At 67.3% G+C, this 18,613-nt stretch carries 15 protein-coding genes; 7 read left to right on the forward strand and 8 right to left on the reverse strand.

The features are described 5' to 3' along the window. Nucleotides 1-106 precede the first annotated feature (106 nt). A complete protein-coding gene (locus ABZS69_RS45270; RefSeq protein WP_355384130.1) occupies nt 107-889 on the reverse strand; it encodes an ATP-binding cassette domain-containing protein in 783 nt (260 codons plus the stop codon). Nucleotides 890-990: 101 nt separating this feature from the next. On the opposite strand from ABZS69_RS45270, the gene ABZS69_RS45275 reads away from it, so the two are divergent. The 5 genes from ABZS69_RS45275 (at nt 991) to ABZS69_RS45295 (ending at nt 6,772) form a co-directional block, all read left to right on the forward strand. Continuing rightward, nucleotides 991-2,565 carry an ABC transporter substrate-binding protein gene (locus tag ABZS69_RS45275; protein ID WP_355384133.1) on the forward strand — a complete coding sequence of 525 codons (1,575 nt, stop codon included), beginning with the start codon at nt 991-993 and terminating at the stop codon, nt 2,563-2,565. A gap of 8 nt (nt 2,566-2,573) precedes the next feature. Then, a complete protein-coding gene (locus ABZS69_RS45280) occupies nt 2,574-3,515 on the forward strand; it encodes an ABC transporter permease (RefSeq protein ID WP_355384136.1) in 942 nt (313 codons plus the stop codon). Beyond that, nucleotides 3,512-4,396 (forward strand): ABC transporter permease, encoded by an 885-nt coding sequence (locus ABZS69_RS45285; RefSeq protein WP_355384139.1) that lies wholly within the window; start codon nt 3,512-3,514, stop codon nt 4,394-4,396. The genes ABZS69_RS45280 and ABZS69_RS45285 overlap by 4 nt, the downstream gene beginning before the upstream one ends. 2 nt (nt 4,397-4,398) lie before the next feature. Continuing rightward, nucleotides 4,399-5,448, forward strand: a complete 1,050-nt coding sequence (locus tag ABZS69_RS45290; RefSeq protein WP_355384142.1) for an ABC transporter ATP-binding protein — start codon at nt 4,399-4,401, stop codon at nt 5,446-5,448. A gap of 199 nt (nt 5,449-5,647) precedes the next feature. Continuing rightward, entirely contained in the window at nt 5,648-6,772 is a 1,125-nt protein-coding gene (locus ABZS69_RS45295; RefSeq protein ID WP_355384145.1) for an acyl-CoA dehydrogenase family protein, read from the forward strand. 240 nt (nt 6,773-7,012) lie between these two features. On the opposite strand, the gene ABZS69_RS45300 is transcribed toward ABZS69_RS45295, so the two are convergent. The 4 genes from ABZS69_RS45300 to ABZS69_RS45315 form a co-directional block, all read right to left on the reverse strand. After that, nucleotides 7,013-8,185 (reverse strand): acyl-CoA dehydrogenase family protein, encoded by a 1,173-nt coding sequence (locus ABZS69_RS45300; RefSeq protein ID WP_355384148.1) that lies wholly within the window; start codon nt 8,183-8,185, stop codon nt 7,013-7,015. After that, nucleotides 8,182-9,312: an acyl-CoA dehydrogenase family protein gene (locus ABZS69_RS45305; RefSeq protein WP_355384151.1), complete on the reverse strand. Its 1,131-nt coding sequence runs from the start codon at nt 9,310-9,312 to the stop codon at nt 8,182-8,184. Before ABZS69_RS45305 ends, ABZS69_RS45300 begins: the two co-directional genes overlap by 4 nt. Nucleotides 9,313-9,408: 96 nt before the next feature. Continuing rightward, nucleotides 9,409-10,917 carry a fatty acid--CoA ligase family protein gene (locus ABZS69_RS45310; protein WP_355384154.1) on the reverse strand — a complete coding sequence of 503 codons (1,509 nt, stop codon included), beginning with the start codon at nt 10,915-10,917 and terminating at the stop codon, nt 9,409-9,411. 183 nt (nt 10,918-11,100) lie between these two features. Beyond that, on the reverse strand, nt 11,101-12,288 hold the full coding sequence (locus ABZS69_RS45315; protein ID WP_355384157.1) for an acyl-CoA dehydrogenase family protein: 1,188 nt from the start codon (nt 12,286-12,288) through the stop codon (nt 11,101-11,103). A gap of 169 nt (nt 12,289-12,457) precedes the next feature. Here ABZS69_RS45315 and ABZS69_RS45320 point away from each other — a divergent pair, with 169 nt between their 5' ends. Beyond that, on the forward strand, nt 12,458-12,622 hold the full coding sequence (locus ABZS69_RS45320; protein WP_355384160.1) for a hypothetical protein: 165 nt from the start codon (nt 12,458-12,460) through the stop codon (nt 12,620-12,622). A 348-nt stretch (nt 12,623-12,970) separates the two neighbouring features. On the opposite strand, the gene ABZS69_RS45325 is transcribed toward ABZS69_RS45320, so the two are convergent. Continuing rightward, complete coding sequence (locus ABZS69_RS45325) at nt 12,971-13,765, reverse strand: FCD domain-containing protein (protein ID WP_355384163.1); 795 nt, start codon at nt 13,763-13,765, stop codon at nt 12,971-12,973. Between the two features lie 240 nt (nt 13,766-14,005). Between ABZS69_RS45325 and ABZS69_RS45330 the strand changes: the two genes are divergently transcribed. Beyond that, nucleotides 14,006-15,559 (forward strand): class I adenylate-forming enzyme family protein, encoded by a 1,554-nt coding sequence (locus ABZS69_RS45330; RefSeq protein WP_355384166.1) that lies wholly within the window; start codon nt 14,006-14,008, stop codon nt 15,557-15,559. Between the two features lie 82 nt (nt 15,560-15,641). Here ABZS69_RS45330 and ABZS69_RS45335 read toward each other — a convergent pair whose 3' ends face one another. Both ABZS69_RS45335 and ABZS69_RS45340 read right to left on the reverse strand, forming a co-directional pair. After that, a complete protein-coding gene (locus ABZS69_RS45335) occupies nt 15,642-16,442 on the reverse strand; it encodes an FCD domain-containing protein (RefSeq protein ID WP_355384169.1) in 801 nt (266 codons plus the stop codon). A 434-nt stretch (nt 16,443-16,876) separates the two neighbouring features. Further along, nucleotides 16,877-18,577 (reverse strand): hypothetical protein, encoded by a 1,701-nt coding sequence (locus tag ABZS69_RS45340; protein WP_355384172.1) that lies wholly within the window; start codon nt 18,575-18,577, stop codon nt 16,877-16,879. Nucleotides 18,578-18,613 lie beyond the last annotated feature (36 nt).

Genomic DNA, 18,613 nt, shown 5'->3' on the forward strand with positions numbered 1-18,613 from the left:
TGAGCCTCCCGGTTTCGACCGTGAGGTGCTCGCGTGATGCCAGCGACGAATGTCCCGGCCGCCGGAGCGGATCGCTCGGCGCCCCTCAGCCGGAACGATTCGGCCGCTACGCCTGCGGTGCTGGGACGTAGGGCACGGCGTCGAGCAGCTCGCGGGTGTACTCCTGCCGCGGGGCGCGGAAGAGCTGCTCGACCGTGGCCTGCTCGACGATCGCTCCGTTGCGCATGACGGCCACGGTGTCGGCGAACGCCTCGACAAGTGCGAGGTCGTGCGTGATGAACAGGTAGGCGATGCCGCGCTCGGCCTGCAGATCGGTGAGCAGGTTGATCACCTGGGCCTGGATCGACACGTCGAGCGCGGACACCGGCTCGTCGCAGACGATCAGCTCGGGGTCGGTGGTCAGTGCCCTGGCGATCGCGGCGCGCTGCAATTGGCCGCCGGAGAGCTGTGCCGGGTAGCGGTTCAGGAGATGCGCCCCGATCCCGACCCGTTCGAGCAGATCCGCCACTCGGTCACGGCGCTCGGCGCGGGACCCGATTCGGTGTACGACAAGTGGCTCCGCCACGGATTCAGCTATCGGGATGCGGGGATCCAGGGAGGAATGGGGATCCTGAAAGACCATTTGCGCCCGCCGACGAAACGTGCGCAGATCGCGCCGGGAGAGCGCCCGCACGTCGGCGCCGCCCAGAGCGACGGACCCTGAGTCGGGCTCGATCAGGCGCAGAACGAGCCGCCCCGTCGTCGACTTGCCCGCCCCGGACTCACCCACCAACGCCATGGTCTCGCCCGGTTCGACGGTGAACGACACCTGGTCCACGGCGCGGTGGCCGGGCTCCCCATGATGGCGGCGGAACACCTTCGTGAGTGCCTCGACCTCCAGCAGGCTCATCCCGCCCCTCCCGCAATCCGTTTATTCAGTAACCTCTTGTCTGCGATGTTGGCACAGCATAGCGTTCCTTCAGCACAAAAGTTCGACGAAGAGGAACCTAAATGTCAGCTCGACGTGTGCACCGCGTCGCTGCCGCCATCGCAGCACTGCTCGTGGCCGCGACCGCCTGTGGGGCACCGGTCAACGGTTCCGGTGGAGCGGCACCGTCCGCGAAGGCCGCGGTCGACCCGAACGGCAGGCTGGTGGTCGGAACGGTCGCCGTTCCCACCGGTTTCGATCCGCATCAGGAGCGAACCGCGGGCGAGCGGCCGTACACCTTCCTGGTCTTCGATCGGCTCACCAAGCTGGACCAGAGCATGCGGGCCCAGCCGATGCTCGCGACCGCGTGGAAGTTCTCCTCCGATGGGCTCTCGATGACGATGGACCTGCGCGCGGACGTGAGGTTCCACGACGGCACTCCCTTCGACGCGACCGTCGTCCAGGCGAACATCGAGCGGGCCAAAACCCTCAAGGGCTCGACGTCCGCGAACAAGCTCACCGCCGTAAAATCGGTCGAGGTCGTCTCCCCGGCTCAGGTTCGGTTCCTCCTCAGCACCCCGTCCCCCGAACTGCCACAGGTCCTCTCCGGACCACCCGGCGCCATGATCAGCCCGAAGGCGATCAACGCCCAGGCCGACCTGGTCAAGGATCCCGGCCTGGCCGGGACCGGACCTTACACGGTGGCGACGTTCGTGCCCAGTGAGCGGGTCGTCTTCGCCCGGGCCGCCGGTCAGAACTGGGACCGGCAGGCAGGACGGCTCGCCGAGCTGGAGGTCCGGTTCGTCCAGGACGGCCGGACGCGTTCCTCGGCGCTGCGGGCGAATGAGCTCGACGTCAGCTACGTCGACCCCGCCGACTCAAGCGCGGTCAAGGAGGCCGAGGCGCTGGGCGGCAGCGGCCAGTTCGTTCACCAGCACACCCCGTCCGGAGTGGCCAACGCGTTGCTGATGCGTTCCAGCCTGCTCAAGGACGCGCGAGTACGCCAAGCCGTCGTCCGCGCGATCAACCGCGACGCGATCGTGAAGGGCCTGCTGCAAGGCACCTGCGCCCGCAGCGACCAACTCGTGCGCGAGGGCTTCCCCGGCCACATCGACGGCTTCACCGATCCGTACCCGTACGACCCCGAGGCCGCCCGGCGCCTGCTCGCTGAGGCCGGCCATGGCTCCGGCATGGACCTCGAGATCTTCTTTATCGCCGGCCGCCAGCAGATCCCCGAGGCTGTGCAGCAGCAGCTGCTCCAAGTCGGGATCCGGGCCCAGCTCACGCCGCTGACCTCTGTCGAGGCGTTCACGGCGTACCGCTCGGACAAGGCGGAGACCTGGAATTACCAGATAACTCCCGATACCAGCGTGGGGGCGACGCTCGACAACGTACTGTCGCCGACTGGCCTCGGCGGGCAGAGCAAGGCCGTGGCGGCGGCTCTGACCAAGGCCCGCGCCACCTTGGACGACGCCGGGCGTGACCGCGCCTACCAGGACGCGATGCGGGCGCTGGCCGACGAGGCGTTCTTCGTGCTCTACTGCCACCTCGACGCGCACTACCTCACGGCCAAGTCCGTGATCGGCTTCGACACCGCGCCGCTGCCCTATGCCCAGTACATGCTCGACCTGCGCTACGTCGCGCAGGCCAAGCTGTAAGGGGTGCGATGCGAACCATCGGACGCTTTCTCATCGCAGTCCCGCTGTTGTTCGTGGTGGTGTCGTTCGGGGTGTTCGCCCTGGTCGATCTGGCTCCCGGCGACCCAGCAGTCGAACTGGCCGGCCAGGGCGCATCGCAGGCGGACGTCGCCCGGGTGCGGGCGGAACTCGGGCTGGATCGCCCTTTGCTGGAACGCTACACGCACTGGCTGGGCGGCATCTTCACCGGAGACCTCGGCACATCGCTGTCGCGGCGCCAGGATGTGGGAGAGCTCCTGGTCTCGCGCTTGTGGCCGACGTTCTCGCTCGTGCTGCTCGCGCTCCTCATAGCGATCGCGATCAGTCTGCTGCTCGGTACGCTGGCCTCGGTCAGAGCCGGAGGCGTCCTGGACCGGGTGATCTCCGTGTTCGCCGCCGCCGGGATCGCACTTCCGCAGTTCTGGGTCGGGCTGTTGCTCGTCCTTGCCTTCGCCCTCTACCTGAGATGGCTCCCGGCCACCGGCTATTCGCCGTTGAGTGAAGGAACGTGGGCGTGGCTGTCACACCTGCTGCTGCCCGCACTGGCTCTGGCGTGGCTCCCGGCAGCCGAGCTCATCCGCCACGTCCGCAGCGCCACCACCGAAGTACTCGAACGTGACCACGTCCTGACCGCCCGCGCCAAGGGCCTGCTCACACCGCAGATCGTGATGCGACACGTGCTGCGCAACGCCGGCATCCCCGTCGTCACGGTGCTCGGTACACGCATCGCCCAACTGCTGGGCGGCACCGTCGTCATCGAGACCGTGTTCGGTATCCAAGGGCTGGGGTCCCTGACCGTGGACAGTGTGCTCGCCCGCGACATGCCCGTGATCCTGGGCGTCGTCGCATTCGCCACCGGGGTGGTACTCGTGATCAACTTCATGGTTGATCTGTCATACAACGCCATCGACCCGCGAACGGTCCGGCAATGAGCCCGCTCGGCGCCGGCGCGCCGTCCACTGACCGTCCGCACCGGGTCCGGTCGCCGCTGGTCGAGCGCTTCCTCGAAGAACGGGCCGCGATCGTGGCCACGGGGTTCCTCGCCCTCCTGGTGGCCGTGGCCCTGCTCGCGCCCGTGCTCGCGCCGTCCGGCTATGCCCAAGGCGACCTGTCCATCGTGTCGAGCCCGCCGAGCTCGACACACTGGCTCGGCACCGACGAACTCGGCCGCGACGTGTTCAGCCGCTTCCTCTACGGTGCGCGCACCTCATTGTTCGCAGCCGTACAGGCGGTCGGCGTCGCGCTGCTGATCGGGCTGCCAGCTGGACTGATCGCCGGCTACGTCGGCGGATGGGTCGACACCGTACTGTCCCGGCTGAATGACGCGGTGATGAGCGCGCCCGCGCTCGTACTCGCGGTCGCCGTCGTCGCCGTGCTCGGGCCCGGCCTGAGCAACGCGATGCTCGCGATCGGCATCGTGTTCGCACCGTCGCTGTTCCGCATCGTCCGCGGGGCCACGCTGCAGGTACGCGCCGAAACCTATATCGAGGCGTGCCGAGCCATCGGCTGCACTCCCCTGCGGATCATGGTGCGGCATGTGCTGCTGAACATCGTCGCGCCCGTCGTCGCCCAGGTGACGATCTTGCTGGGCCTGTCGATGCTCGCCGAGGCGAGCCTCAGCTTCCTGGGGCTGGGCGTTCGCCCGCCGGAGCCGAGTTGGGGTTCCCTGCTGCGCGAGGCGTTCGACAACCTCTACGTCGCGCCCTACCTCGTCTACGCCCCTGGCATCACGATCGGCCTCACGGTCCTCGCGTTCTCGCAGGTCGGCGACGGGGTGCGGGCGGCACTGTCCGCCAGCCGAAAGCGGGTTTGACCATGACCGCCACGAGCCACGTCCACGCGCTGCTCGAGGTCCGTGATCTCGCCGTCGAATTCGCCACCCGGCGCGGGGTCGTCCGAGCCGTCGACGGGGTCAGCTTCACCATCGACCGTGGCCAGACGCTCGGCCTGGTCGGCGAGTCCGGGTCGGGCAAGAGTGTCACCTCTCTCGCCGTCATGGGGCTGACCGGCTACACGGGCGGCCGCGTCGTCAGCGGATCGATCCGCTTTGACGGGCGCGACCTGCTCACCCTCGATCCCCGAGCCCGCGCCGAGATCCTCGGCCGCGACATCGGCATGATCTTCCAGCAGCCGATCCGCAGCCTCAACCCGACGATGCGGGTCGGCACGCAGATCGCCGAGGTCGTCCGGCGCCATCGTGCCGTCTCCAAGGCCGAGGCGTGGGAGCGGGCCGTACATATGCTCGACCGGGTGCGCATCCCAGATCCCGCCCGCCGGGCGAGGGACTACCCGCACACCTTCAGCGGCGGCATGTGCCAGCGTGTCATGATCGCGATGGCGCTCGCCTGCGAGCCGAAGCTGCTGATCGCCGACGAGCCCACCACCGCGCTGGACGTGACCGTTCAGGCGCGCGTGCTGGACCTGCTCGGTGAGCTTCAGGCCGACACCGGCATCGCCGTCCTGCTCGTCACGCACGACCTTGGCGTCGTCGCCCGCTCCTGCAGGCGGGTCGCGGTGATGTACTGCGGGCAGGTCCTGGAGAGCGGTCCGGTCCGCGATGTGCTCGACCGGCCCTCCCACCCCTACACCGAAGGGCTGCTCAAGGCGATCCCGGTCCGAGGGGCACGCACCCGGCTCGCCGCCATACCCGGTGCGGTGCCACCGCCGGACGCGCTGCCGTCGGGCTGCCGGTTCCACCCACGCTGCTCGTACTCCGAGCCTGGCCTCTGTGACGTCGAAATTCCTCAGCTCCAGGAGGGCCCGGCAGGACGCCTGGACCGCTGCATGCACCCGGGTGGGCAGCGCCCCGCTCCCCGTGCCGCCACTCAAGCAGCCCTGCTCCCGCCGGACGGCGGCTCACCGTGACCGCGTCGTGCCCGGGGAGCGGCCGCGATCGCCACAAATAAGGATGCTGAATAGCAACGCGGGAAGCAGGTCCACTGACGCGAGTGCTGCTTGTACAGGCATTTTTGCCGAACTGCTCGACTAACCCGTTAAAAGAGAATACTTTTGTTCGTAAGTGGTGGCATGATGCGCCACTGCGCGTACGACCGGATGGTGAGTGGTGGACTTCGAGCTCAGCGAAGAGCAGGCGATGCTGCGGGAGGCGTCCCGTGACCTGCTCATCGACCATACGCCGATCGACGTCGTCCGGGCGCAGATCGATCGCGACGACGATGTCGACCCCGCGTTCTGGCGCCTTGCGTGCGAGTTGGGGTGGACCGGCATCGCACTGCCAGAGGAGCACGGCGGCGCCGGGCAGGGCCTGGTGGAGCTCGCGCAGGTCGCCGAGGAGATAGGGAAGGCCGCCGCACGTGGTCCGTTCATGTCCACGGCACTGGCCGGTCTCGCCGTCGCGCGCACCGGGCCGGACCGGTTGCGGGCCGATGTACTACCCGCCCTCAGCGAGGGGACGGCTTCGGCCACGTGGGCATTCGCCGAGCATGGGGCCCCGTGGACACTCGAAGGCGTGCGGGCCACCGCGCGCCCTGCGGACGGCGGTCACGTGCTCGACGGTGTGAAGACCGCGGTGCAGGACGCCGGAAGCGCCCGCTGGCTCCTGGTGACGGCGTTGCTCGGCGATGCTCCGGCGTCGTTCCTCGTCGACCGCGAAGCGCCAGGAGTGACCGTTCGCCGTCAGCGGGTCCTGGACCTCACTCGCGCGTTCTACGAGGTCCGCTTCGCCGGCGTGCCGGTTCCCTCCGATCGGATGCTCGGCGGCGGGCCGGCCGAAGTGCAGCGCCTGCTCGACCACGCTTGCGTGCTCACCGCGGCGGAGACTCTTGGCGTCATGGATCGGATGTTGGAGCTCACCGTCGAGTACGTGAAGGTGCGTGTCCAGTTCGGCAGGCCGATCGGCATGTTCCAGGCCGTCAAGCAGAAGTGCGCGACGATGGCGATGCTCGTCCACGGCACCCGCGCGGCCACCTACTACGCGGCCATGGCTGCCGACGCCGGCACGGCCGACGCGGCTCGGGCCGCCTGCGCCGCTGCTTCCTACGCCAGCACCGCGGCAGGCGAGGTGGCGGGCGACGCGCTGCAGTTGCACGGCGGGATCGGCTTCACCTGGGAGCATGACCTTCATCTCTACCTGCGCCGGGCGAAGGTGGACGGCATGCTCTACGGTGATGCCGCCGTCCATCGGGACCGGCTCTGCCGGCTGATCCAGCGCTCCGCTGCGGCGAGCTGACCGGCGGATCGCCTTCCGATGACGACCCCACTCACCACTCGGGGCGCATCTGCTTGATGCCGTACATGTCACCGTGCTGTTCAGGCTCCTGTCCTTCGGCAGGATACTGAGCCGACTCCGTCGCGACCGAACGGCGATGGCGGTACGGCTGGCCTTCTCGGTAGGGGTGGCCATCGTCGCCGAGGCGAGTCTGAGGTTCCTCGGCTCGGCGAACGACCCCCGCGGGCCAGTCAGGGGGACTCAGCGGGGCGGCATCGCCGGATCGTGGGGCAGGCCCAGCACCTGCTCGGCAATGATGTTCCGCTGGATCTCGGCGGTGCCCGCGCCGATCGTCGACGCCCGGGTGGACAGGAAACCACCGATCCAGCGGCCCCGTTGCAAGGCTCCGGGGTCATCCCGGGTCAGCAGGCTGTGGGCACCGAGCATGTCGACGGCGAACTCGTGCAAGTCCTGCTCGAATGTGGAGATGAACAGCCGGGAGGTCGACGACGCCGGCCCCGGCTCGCCCTTCTGAAGTATGTCCGAGATCGTCCGCATGCCGGTGTAGCGCATGATCCGGACCCGGACCTCAAAGTCGGCGAGCCTGTCCCTGACCAGGGGGTCGGACGCGATGCCACGCTCCCGGGCGAGCTCGACCAACTCGTCGAGCACACGGCGGTACAACGCGGCCTGGTTCATCGCGCCTGCCGCCCGCTCGTGGCCCAGTGAGGTGCGAGCGAGCTTCCAGCCGTCGTTCTCCGCGCCGACGCGGTCCTCGACGGATACCTCTACGTCATCGAAGAAGATCTCCGAGAAGTGTGTGCCGCCGGTGAGGTCGCGCAGCGGCCGGACAGTGACGCCCGGAGCGTGCGCATCGATGATCAGGTAGCTGATTCCCTTCTGCCGCGATTCCTGCGTACCCGTGCGAACCAGGGTGAAGAGGAGGTCGGCGTGATCGGCATGCGTGTTCCACACTTTTTGACCGTTGACCATGTAGCGGTCGCCGACCCGTTTGGCGGTGGTCCGCAGCGCGGCGAGGTCGGAACCCGCATCGGGCTCGGAGTACCCCTGCGCCCACACCGTGTCACCCCGCAGCATCGGAGCCAGCCAGCGCTGTTTCTGTTCGTCTGTCCCATACTTGATGATCGTCGGCGCGGCGATGCCCAGGCCGGTGCCCAGCGGCCCCGGAACCCGGGCACGCTGGTACTCCTCCTGGTAGATGACCTGGCGGGCGAACGGCAGGTCCATTCCGCCGTACTCGTGCGGCCAACTGGGGCCGGCGAATCCGGCGTCGTACAGTGTGGCGAGCCACGCCTTTTGCCAGGAGCGGCGCTCCGCGGCGCTCCGCGGGCGGCTGCCAGGGTGGTTCTCCCGCAAGAACGTCCGCAACCGCGCGCGGAACAGCTCATCCGTCTCGGTGGGCACGAGCTTCATGAGTTACCCCCTCGAATGTTGACGAGGTCGGCCAGCCGGGCACGGTGCATCACGGGTGAACCGAGCAGCAGCTCGCTCGACTTGGCTCGCTTGAGATAAAGATGCGCGTCGTGCTCCCAGGTGTAGCCGACGCCGCCGTGAATCTGGATCATCTCCTTGGCGAGGTGCGTGAATGCCTGACCGCACCAGGCGCCGCATACCGCGGCGGCCGAGGACAGGTCGGCCGAGTCCGTCCCGTCTCGGGCCGCCGCGATCGCGACCGCGTGGTAGAGCGCGGAGCGGGCCGCCTCAAGCTGCAGGAGCATGTCGGCGCACTTATGCTTGATCGCCTGGAACGACCCGATCTGCCGGCCGAACTGCACCCGTACCTTCGCGTACTCCACGGTCATGTCGAGGCATGCCTGCGCCCCACCGACCTGCTCCGCCGCCAAGGCGATGATCGCCAGGTCCAGGACCTCCCGCAGGTGTCCCGACCGCGCCTCGATCCGGCGGGCCGGGGTGCCCGCGAACTCCAGGCGGGCGAGCCGACGGGTGGGGTCGACCGCCGCGAGCCGGGTGCGGGTCACGCCCTCCTCCGACTCCACCGCGAAGAGTGCCAGGTCATGGTCGGTACGGGCCGCGACCAGCAGCAGATCCGACGAGTCCCCGTCGATCACGAACATCTTGACGCCGGTGAGCGCGAATTCGGCGCCGGACGGCTCCGCCGTCGTCGACACGTCGTCGAGGCTCGAACTGCCGCTCTCCTCGCTGACGGCGAGCGCGGCGGTCAGCGAGCCGTCCACAATGCCGGGAAGCCAGCGCCGCATCGCCTCAACATCGTCGCTGATGGCCAGCGCTCGACCGGCGAACGCGACCGAGGACAGGAACGGCTCGGGGCTGAGTGCGCGCCCCAGTTCCTCCAGCACGATGCTCAACTCGATGGGACCGAACCCCATGCCCCCGTGTTGCTCCGGCAACACGATGCCCTGCAGGCCGAGCTGTCCGGCCATCTGTGCCCAGACCGCATGGTCGTGCCCCTCGGCCGTCTCCATCGAGAGGCGTACGGACTCGGTGGGCGCCTTGTCCGCCAGGAACCGACGAACCGAGATCCGCAGCTCCTCTTGCTCATCGGTGAATGAGAGCGTCACCTATGTCCTCCACGGCTACCGGCTCCACGGCCAGGAAATGAGAAAAGGGGGTTGCATCGTCTGATCAACAAGAGCGGTGGCATCGCCAGGGATCGTTCACGCGGGGGCAGGCTCGGCCATCCGGGCGCGGACGAGGTCGAGCAGGTCCATCTTGCTCACCTTTGAGGACGGCGTACGAGGCAGCGCCTCGACCACGATCACGTAGGCGGGCACCTCGTACGGGGTCAGTTCGGCGCGGCAGCGCTCGATCAGGTCGGCGACCAGTGCGGCCTCCCCGACCGTGGTTCCCGGCTCCAGCTCGACGGCCGCGACAGGCACCGCTCCGAGCCGTCCATCCGGAAGCCCGGCCACCCCCGCCTCACGGACGGCCGGGTGCGCCTCCAGGATTCTCGCCACGACACTGGGCTGGACCTTGAAACCGCCGCGGATGATCGCATCGTCCGCCCGGCCGGTGATCCAGAGGAAGCCATCGGCGTCGATCCGGGCCAGGTCGGACGTCTGTACCCACTCCCCCGCCCCCTGGACGGACTGACTCGTTCGAACTTCCAGGTGGCCGACCTCGCCCACCCGGAGTTCGGCACCGTCCGTGTCGGTCACCCTGAGAACGGTGTCCCCGAACGGCCGTCCGGCGCTACCTGCCTTGGTGGCCCACCATGCCTTGTGCATCTCGTATGTCCAGCCCGCCACGGCGCCCGCGAACTCGGTGGCACCGTAGGTCATCAGCACACGAGCGCCGTAGGTGTGGAAGAACCGGTCGGCCAGTTCGGGTGGACACGCCGTGGTGCCGGAGGTGATGACCTGCAGCGACTTCAGCCGCTCCGGCGGAACCCCGGCGTCGAGGACGGAGCGCAGGGCGGCGGGCACCAGGCCGGCGGCACGCGGCCGATATCTCTCGACCGCCGAAACCCATGGCTCCAGCACGAACTTTGACATGAGCACGATCCGGCGCCCGGCGCACAGCGCCCCGAGCACCCGCCACATCCCACCGATGTGCACCATCGGGGCGACGGCAACCGTCACCGAGCGCGAGAGCAGCCGGCCTTCGCGGGGCACTTGCCCGCTTGAGACCAGCGATCCGTCGAGCTGCCGGTCTGAGAGCCGGACGCGCTTGGGCGGCCCGGTGGTGCCCGAAGTGAGCATTTCGATCGCGACGCCCGGGCAGGTCTCGGCGTCGTGCGGGACGGTGCCGCCACGTTCGCGCACCTCGCCTTCGTCGTCGACCTCCAGGGCGATCCCTCGGGAGGTGACGGCGTCGAGGACGCCCTCGCGACTCAGCGTCTCCGGTGAGCCGATCACCAAAGCGAGCCGGGCCTGTTCGATGTCGGCCGCCAGCCGGACGGGGGGTTGGAGCGGGCTCAAGGTGACGACGACTCTCCCACCGGCCAGTAACCCGGCCAGTGCTGCCACGTGCTCGGGCCGGTTCTGCAGGATCAACCCGACCCGCGAGTGTCGCCCCAGTCCCGCGCCGTCGAGCGCTGCGGTCACCGCAGAGGCGATCTGCTTCAGCCGGCCCCACTGCCACCAGCGCGCGTCATGCTCGATGGCCTCCGCATCGTCCGGAGTCTCCCGCAGCAGTTGCGCGAGGCGCTCACGGATCTCCACCATAACCCCGGCTTTCCGGTGCGTCCCAAACGATGCACCATGATCGTCTAGCCTTTTTAGTGCCCTTAATTATGCCCAATCCGCCCATGAGTCCGTCGGCTACCGGGTTAACTTCCTGTCAGACACTCATTTCATCATCCTCATCTTGAGGTTACGGCGCTGCGGCGGCCCCGTCTGAGACCGCATTCACCGTGGCTCGCGCGGCAGGCCGAGGCCGCGCTCGGCGATCTGGGTCCGCAGCACCTCGTTCGCGCCGCCCGCGATCGTGTAGGCGCGCGAGTACAGATGTGCGTCCTGCCACCATCCGTCGGACAGCGCCTCAGGGTCTCCCTCGGCCAGGATCCCGTCGACGCCCTGCAGCTCCACACCGTAAGCGGCGAGATCGTGATTGATCTCGCTGAAGAAGACCTTCCCGAGCTGCGCGTCCGCCGGGCGGTGGGTCCCGCTCGCCATCCGCGATTGCGCCATGTTCACGATCGCGGTGTTCACGTACACGCGGGTCGCGAGCTCGCCGATTGCCTGCCGGGTCGCGGAGTCCTCCAGCGCCGGCCGATCTTCTACCTTCCTCTCCGCCGCCAGCCCCAGCAGGTCGTCGAGTGCCGCGACGAGTTCCACCCCACGCGCGGCGACGCCGGATCGCTCGTGCCCGAGGCTGCTCATCGCAACCCGCCAGCCGTCACCGACCTTGCCGATCACGTTCTCGGCCGGAATCCGTACGCCGTCGAAGAAGACCTCATTGAAGTCGGTGGTACCGGTGATCTCCCGCAGCGGACGGATGGCGATGCCTGGCGTACGCATGTCGACGGCGAAGGCAGTGATCCCTTTGTGCTTGGCTGCTCCGGAGTCGGTGCGGGCCAGCAGGTAGCCCATGTCGGCGTGCTGGCCGTTGGTGGTCCACACCTTCTGCCCATCGACGACGAACTCCTCGCCCTCACGCCGCGCGCGCGTGGTCAGCGCGGCCAGATCGCTACCGGCATCCGGCTCGCTGAAGAGCTGGCACCATACGTCCGCACAGGTGCGGATCCGCGGCAGGAACCTGGCGCGCTGCTCATCGGTGCCGAACTCGATGATCGCGGCCGCGGCCAGCGTCCCGGCGCCCACAGCCGGCCACGTACGAGCCCGGGTGATCTCTTCCACGACGATGAACTGCTCCAGCGGGTGCGCGTCGGGCCGACCGCCATACTCGGCGGGCCAGTCGATGCCGAGATATCCGGCCGCGTACAGCCTTGCGGTCCATTCCCGGATCGCCTGCATCAGCTCGGGTTCCGGTGCGCGCACTCCGGCCCGCGTCTTGCGACCGGGCGCGTGCTCAGCGATGAACGTGCGCACTTGCTGGCGGAACGCCTCGAGCTCCGCCGGGGAGTCCAACCGCATCGCTCTCCTCAGGTCCGTTGATGACTACAGCGCCGCTACCCGGTTCGCTCCAGTTGGTGGCCTTTGCCTGTGGCACGGCGTTCGGCGACATCGGTCTGTGCGATCTCGGACGTAGTCGACACCTCCCGCCGCCCCCAAGCCGAAAGCGACCCGGTCTTCGCTAGACGCGGTGGCCATGACGCGCGTGCCCAGCAGGGTGACGACACCGGCGAATTCGCTGCCGAGCATGAACTGCGGGGGTGCCGGCATCCTGGTGTTCGTTCGCCGTGATGAACACGTCTGGATGATCGGCGCGCTGCGGCACGTGGAAGACCACCGCTACACCCCATATTAAGTATCATCTATTCTGCGTTGCCGCCACCCGTAGCTGCGGCCACGACCATCCTGCCTGGAGGTCTCCACAGCGCTTCTACTTGCCATGGAGCTGCCTCAATGGCAGTGGGGCAGACCGGCCGCCCGCATCGGAGCTCTGCCCGCCAAGGTGCCAAACATGAACCTCTTCATGCCCGAGGGCACACGGCCCGGCGGGCAGGGCCTTCAACCGTTCGGCGACGTGACCGCGGTTCAGGTGCGCGGACTACGCGGTTTCGGCGAGGCGGCCAACGAATGCCAGCCGGGCCACGGAGATCTTCGACGCCGACGGCGAGCGGCGGGCTCGCGTCGATCTGTGCAAGTTCGTGGTTCAGCTGAACAGGTCGACCACGGGCTTGTTGTGAAGATCGTCCTTGAGCAGGTAGTGTGCCGCCGCCTTCATATGGCTACGCCAGTGCCGCTCAGCACCGTCGGCGTCCTGGGCCTCGACCAGCGCCACGAGCTTCTTGTACGCCTTGATGGCCCGCTGGAAACGCTCCGGCGACTCCGCCCTGTCGAAGTGCAGGGCGACCCGCAACGTGATGTGCGTCGCCACGATGTCGTGCAGGACAGCCCCTTGCAACGCGAGGGTCTTGTTCCCGGATCGCTGCATGATGAGCTCGTGGAACTGATAGGTCAGGCGCGACCACAAGGAATGATCGGGCACTGAGTCGTCACGCAATTCGATGGCGGACTCCAGGTCCTTGATGACCTCGTTCAGATCCGCGAGGTCCTGCCCTGAGCGGCGCTCGGCCAGCATCCGGGCACACGCCGGCTCCGCGACCATGCGGGCTTCATAGACATCATCGATTGTCGTGCCTTGAAACTGAAGCAGCAGGCCAACATAGCGCGCCGCAACCGACACATCGGGCGCCAGGACCAGGGCACCACCACGGCTACCGCGCCGAATCTCGAGGAGATTCTCGGTCTCGAGGATGCGGAAGGCTTCACGCAACGTCGGCCTCGAGACGCCGAACTGCTCCATGAGGTGGATCTCCGACGGCAACATCGCACCAGGCTTCAGGCTGCCCTGCACGATCCGACGACGCAGTTGCGTGGCGATCAGCTCTGCCGTCTTGGGCGCACGGACGATCTGGCCGACCCGCGCTGCCATTGGGGCACTCATACAGATGATTGTACCTGTGGAACCGGCGACGCAAAGCGTACCGGCCCATGCCGCCGATGACGCTCGCGTACCTGAGATCCGGCAGGTCAAGGCCGCCGAAGCGGACGCGGCAGCGACCGGCGCGAACCGTCTTCACTGCGGCCACGGCACTCGCGCCACATCCGCGAGCACCTCATAGATCTTGGAAGCCATATGCTAAAATGAGATAACTAATTAAGCTAAACGACCCGAAAGGGTGGCATGACGAACACACCACGCGCACTTGCCGCGGAGCGCGGCCTCCCCTTGCTGTCGAGCCGGCTCCGCCAAGTGTTCGACATCGATCCCGACGCGCGAGCGCTGACCTTCGAAGGTTCCACGTATCAGTGGTCGTACTTCGCCGAGGCGAGGCGAGAGCTGGTCGCGCTCCTACGGGACCACCCGGCGGCACAACGCGTCGGCGTCATCCTGCGGAACAGGCCGGGCCAGCTCGCCGCCGTGCTGGCGACAATCGCCACTGGGCGCCAGGTCGTCACTCTCAGTCCGCACGCCGGCGAGACGGGGCTCGCCGACGACATCAGCACACTCCGGCCGGACGTCGTCATCGCCGACGAGGAGGACTGGACACGCCGATCCGTCCTCTCGTCGGCCGAGCACATCCGCGCCGTCCCCGTCATCACGTCGAGCCGACCAGGTTTACGGCGCTACCCGACGTCCTGGGAACCCGCACCATCGTGTCTGCCGATGGAGGACGTGGTGCTGGTCATGATGACCAGCGGCACGACCGGGAGGCCCAAGCGTGTCGCTCTCACCTACGCGCAGCTCACGGCTGCCTTTCTCGCTGCGGGAACCGTGATTGATGAGACCTGCGAGCCTCGTCTGCGCAAGGGAACCGTGATCTTGTGGTCATCGCTCGCCCACATCAGCGGCCTGTACTTTGCGATTGCACACGCCGTCGAAGGCCGGGCCATCGCCCTCATGGAACGCTTCGAGGTGAACGCCTGGGCGGAGTCGGTGCGCCTGCACCGCCCCCGGTCCCTCCGCTTGCCACCGGCTGCGATCCGCATGGTGATGCAGGCCGACATCCCCCGCGATACCTTTGACAGCGTACGCGCGATCGGGTCAGGCACAGCCCCCCTGTCGCCCGGGCTCGCCGAGGAGTTCGAGTCCAGATACGGCGTGCCGATCCTCACGACCTATGGCGCCACCGAGTTCGCGGGCGCCATCGCCGGCTGGTCTCTCGAAGACCATCAACGTTGGGCGGGGAGCAAGCGCGAGAGCGTGGGGCGCGCCCACCGGGGGATCGAGTTGCGCATCGTCGACCACCAGACGGACAAGGTGCTGCCAACGGGATCCGTCGGCCTGCTGGAGGTCCGCGGCCCACAACTTCCAGCCGCCGACGGCGGATGGCTACGCACGAACGACCTGGGCTCGTTGGACGATGACGGCTTCCTCTACATCCACGGACGCGCGGACGAGGCGATCAACCGTGGTGGATTCAAGATCCCACCGAGCCTGATCGAGGACGCGCTGCGCGACCATCCGGCCGTGAGCGACGCGGTCGCCGTCGGGCTCCCGGACGAACGGCTGGGCGAGGTGCCCGCCGTCGCGGTTACGCTACGCGGCCACGCCACCGAGCCGGATCTGCTCGACCACCTGTCCGCCCGGCTGACGCGCTACCAGATGCCGGTGGTTCTTCAGATCTTGGATCAGCTACCGCGCACACCGTCAATGAAAGTAAGCCGGCCCCAGGTCCGTGCGGCGTTCATCGCCGCGCTGGCGTCGAACACGACAGAGGACGAACCGGCAACGTGATCGGTACTGGACTCGGGTGCCGCAGCGGGCATTCCCGTCGGGTGCGTACCGTAGCGGGCGTCACGAGAGCCACGCAGTCGCATCACGCGAAAAGATCAACGACGGGCTTATTGTGCAAGTCGTCCTTGAGCAGGTAGATCGCGGCAGCCTCCATGTGCCTGCGCCAATGGCGCTCGGCGCCATCAGCATCGCGCTCCTCGACGAGCGACACGAGCTTCTTATAACCCCTGATCGCGCGTTGGAACCGCTCCGGGGACTCCTTCTCATCGAAGTTTCGCGCGACGCGCAGCTCCAGATGTGTCGCGACGATGTCCTGGAGCACCGCCCCCTGCACCGCGAGGGTCTTGTTCCCCGAACGTTGCATGATCAGCTCATGGAAACGATAGGTGAGCCGTGTCCATGACATCGGGTCGACGGCTGCGCCATCCCGCGAGTCCACCGCCGATTCCAGGTCCTTGATGACCTCGTTCAGATCGGCGATGTCCTGCTTCTTCCGCCGCTTCGCGAGCATGCGCGCGCAAGCGGGCTCCGCCACCATACGAGCCTCGTACACGTCGTCGATCGTCGTGCCCTGGATCTGAAGCAACAGCCCGACGTACCGCGCTGCGACCGACTGGTCGGGCTCCAAGACCACGGCGCCGCCACGGCTCCCGCGGCGAATGTCGATCAGGTTCTCGGTCTCGAGGATACGGAACGCCTCCCGCAATGTCGGTCGAGAGACGCCGAACTGCTCCATCAGGCTCACCTCGGCCGGCAGCGTCTCGCCTGGCTTCAGTTCGCCACGGACGATCCGGCGACGCAGCTGCGCCGCGATAAGCGAGGCCGTTTTAGGGGCGCGGACGGTTTCACCAACCTGCGCGACCGCAGGATTTGGGAAGCTCATACGATTCATCTTACTAGTTCGACGCTTGCCCAGTTGCCTCTCCTGACGATGGAGAAGCCTCTCCGGCCGGAACTCCGACAACTCCAGCGGCGCGTCCGGTCGCATGCCCCGCCCGAGTTCGGGACAGACGCCGCCGCGCGTGCCGGCATGGCCGGCGCAGCCACCGCCTTCTCTTCTCCGAAGCCGACGAATCGAGATGGAGACGGCGGCTGACCCGGCTCACGACGACAGACCGTATCGTCGAGAACATCATCCGCTATGACGGATAAATCACCTTTGGTCCCGATCGAGGCAAATACGCGGCTCAGTGGGTGGACGCCAAATACTGGAACAGGAAAAGCGAAATTTCTTCGGCGCTCACCGCAATGAGGCGGACATCACCATCCGCAACAATTTCGACAAAGGCACGTTACCTCGATCGGCCCGCAGCCTTGTCAGGGAATCGCGACGACCTTCTCGGTGATCGGCAGGGTCATCGTTCCGAAGACGAAATCCTTCGGTGTGCCGGATCCGGCGACGGCGATCTGGATCGTGTCCGGTTCGATGAACGCCTGGATCGTCTGGGCCCGCTGCTCCTCAGGGGTGAGCTCGAACAGCCATTCCCATTCTCTCTTGATCAGGCCTCTCGCGTGGAAGTCAATGAATGGAGCGATCACGTCCGAGATGCGCGGACGGATGTTGTGCAGCAAGAACCTCGCGACGGCCGCCTTCGACAGGCCCGCTGCAGAGAAACGCTTGGCCGTCTCGGGCGGGAAGAGGTAGAACAGGCCGTCCTCCTGGCGTTCCAGCCCGCCGAGAGTGGTCGTCATGAAGCCCACCTGGGTGAGCGTCGGTGTCCGCGCGACAATGGAGCGGATGCGAATGTCAGCGTCGCCGTGATTCGACCCGAGGTCCCACTCGCCCACCGAGTGCAACACGGTCACCGTGTCGTCCTCAGGACGGAAACCACGACTGACATGGAACGGCTCCCACGGACTCTCGTCCTCGTTCTCGGCCAGGACCTGAATGAACTTGCGTGACGTGCCGATCGTGTCGAGATCCATGCGCCCGGGGATCCACAGGCCGAGATTTCGCAGCGCGAGCCCGATCGCACGGCCGATCCGGATGCCCACCCGGTTGTTGCGGCCGGGGCCCAGCGGGTCGCGACCACCGTTGATCCCCAGTCGCTTTGCCAGTGGGCCGTTGACGAGCACGACCGGCGCGAACGCCCCCGTCGACATCAGCACGGAGAGATTCATCGGCGGCGGGCACTTGAGGATCGCCTTGAGAGCGGCGATGACGACCGGAAGTTCCTGGGGCAGACATCCCGCCATAGCGGCGTTCACCGCGAGCTTTTCGAGCGTGCCGTGACCATGGGCCGGCGGAACGGTGAGAACGAGTTGGTCCCGCGGAATCCCCTGGGCGGCGATGATCGCCTCTACGCGCTCGCGCGTCGGCGGATACAGCGGGAGCCCATCACCGTACTCGCGCTCGACGAAGAACTCGTTGAAGGCGTCGACCGCCTCGAGCTCATCCGTGCCCTCGAACGTGTAGGTCTCCTGCTTGTCGCCGACCAGCTCCGCGCGCGGGGAGTCCCCGCTGCCGTCGGGTTGAGTGGTCAGCAGCCGGATGACGTCGTCTGCGACAGCTTCCGACTGCTCAACTGCCTGTTGCCTGCTGAGCGCGGTGTACACGCGCGGCACGACGACGTACTGGATGTCGGGGACGCCGAAGACCTTCGCGCTCGCCTCGGCATCGCGCTCGAAGCCACGGGCAACGATCGTCACCTGCGGGACGCCGGCCTTCTCGGCCTGAGCACCGTCGTGGATCAGCCATGACGTGCACGCGCCGCAGTCGGCATTGGCGCCGATGAGAGCGTCGCACACCTCTATCGCCTGCTCCAGCAAAGACGGCTCGAACCGGATCGAGCCGTGATAGAGGCGCACCTCAACGTCAGGGAAGCGCTGCTTGATCTTCGCCGCTGTCGCCTGAAGCGCGATCTCGGCATTGGGCTTGCTGTTGGACAGCAGTCCCAGAACCTTCCCGTCCAGGGTGTCAAGACGCGGCGCCAAAGGCGTCGCCGTCGTACCGATCTTGTCCGCGGTCGGATCGACCACCTCAAGGATGGTCCGGGTCCCGATGGCATCGGCCGTCATTGTCATCTCCCTGATAAGCGAACTGATAGATAGGTT

The organism is Nonomuraea sp. NPDC005650, from assembly GCF_040605375.1.
Classification (GTDB): Bacteria; Actinomycetota; Actinomycetes; order Streptosporangiales; family Streptosporangiaceae; genus Nonomuraea.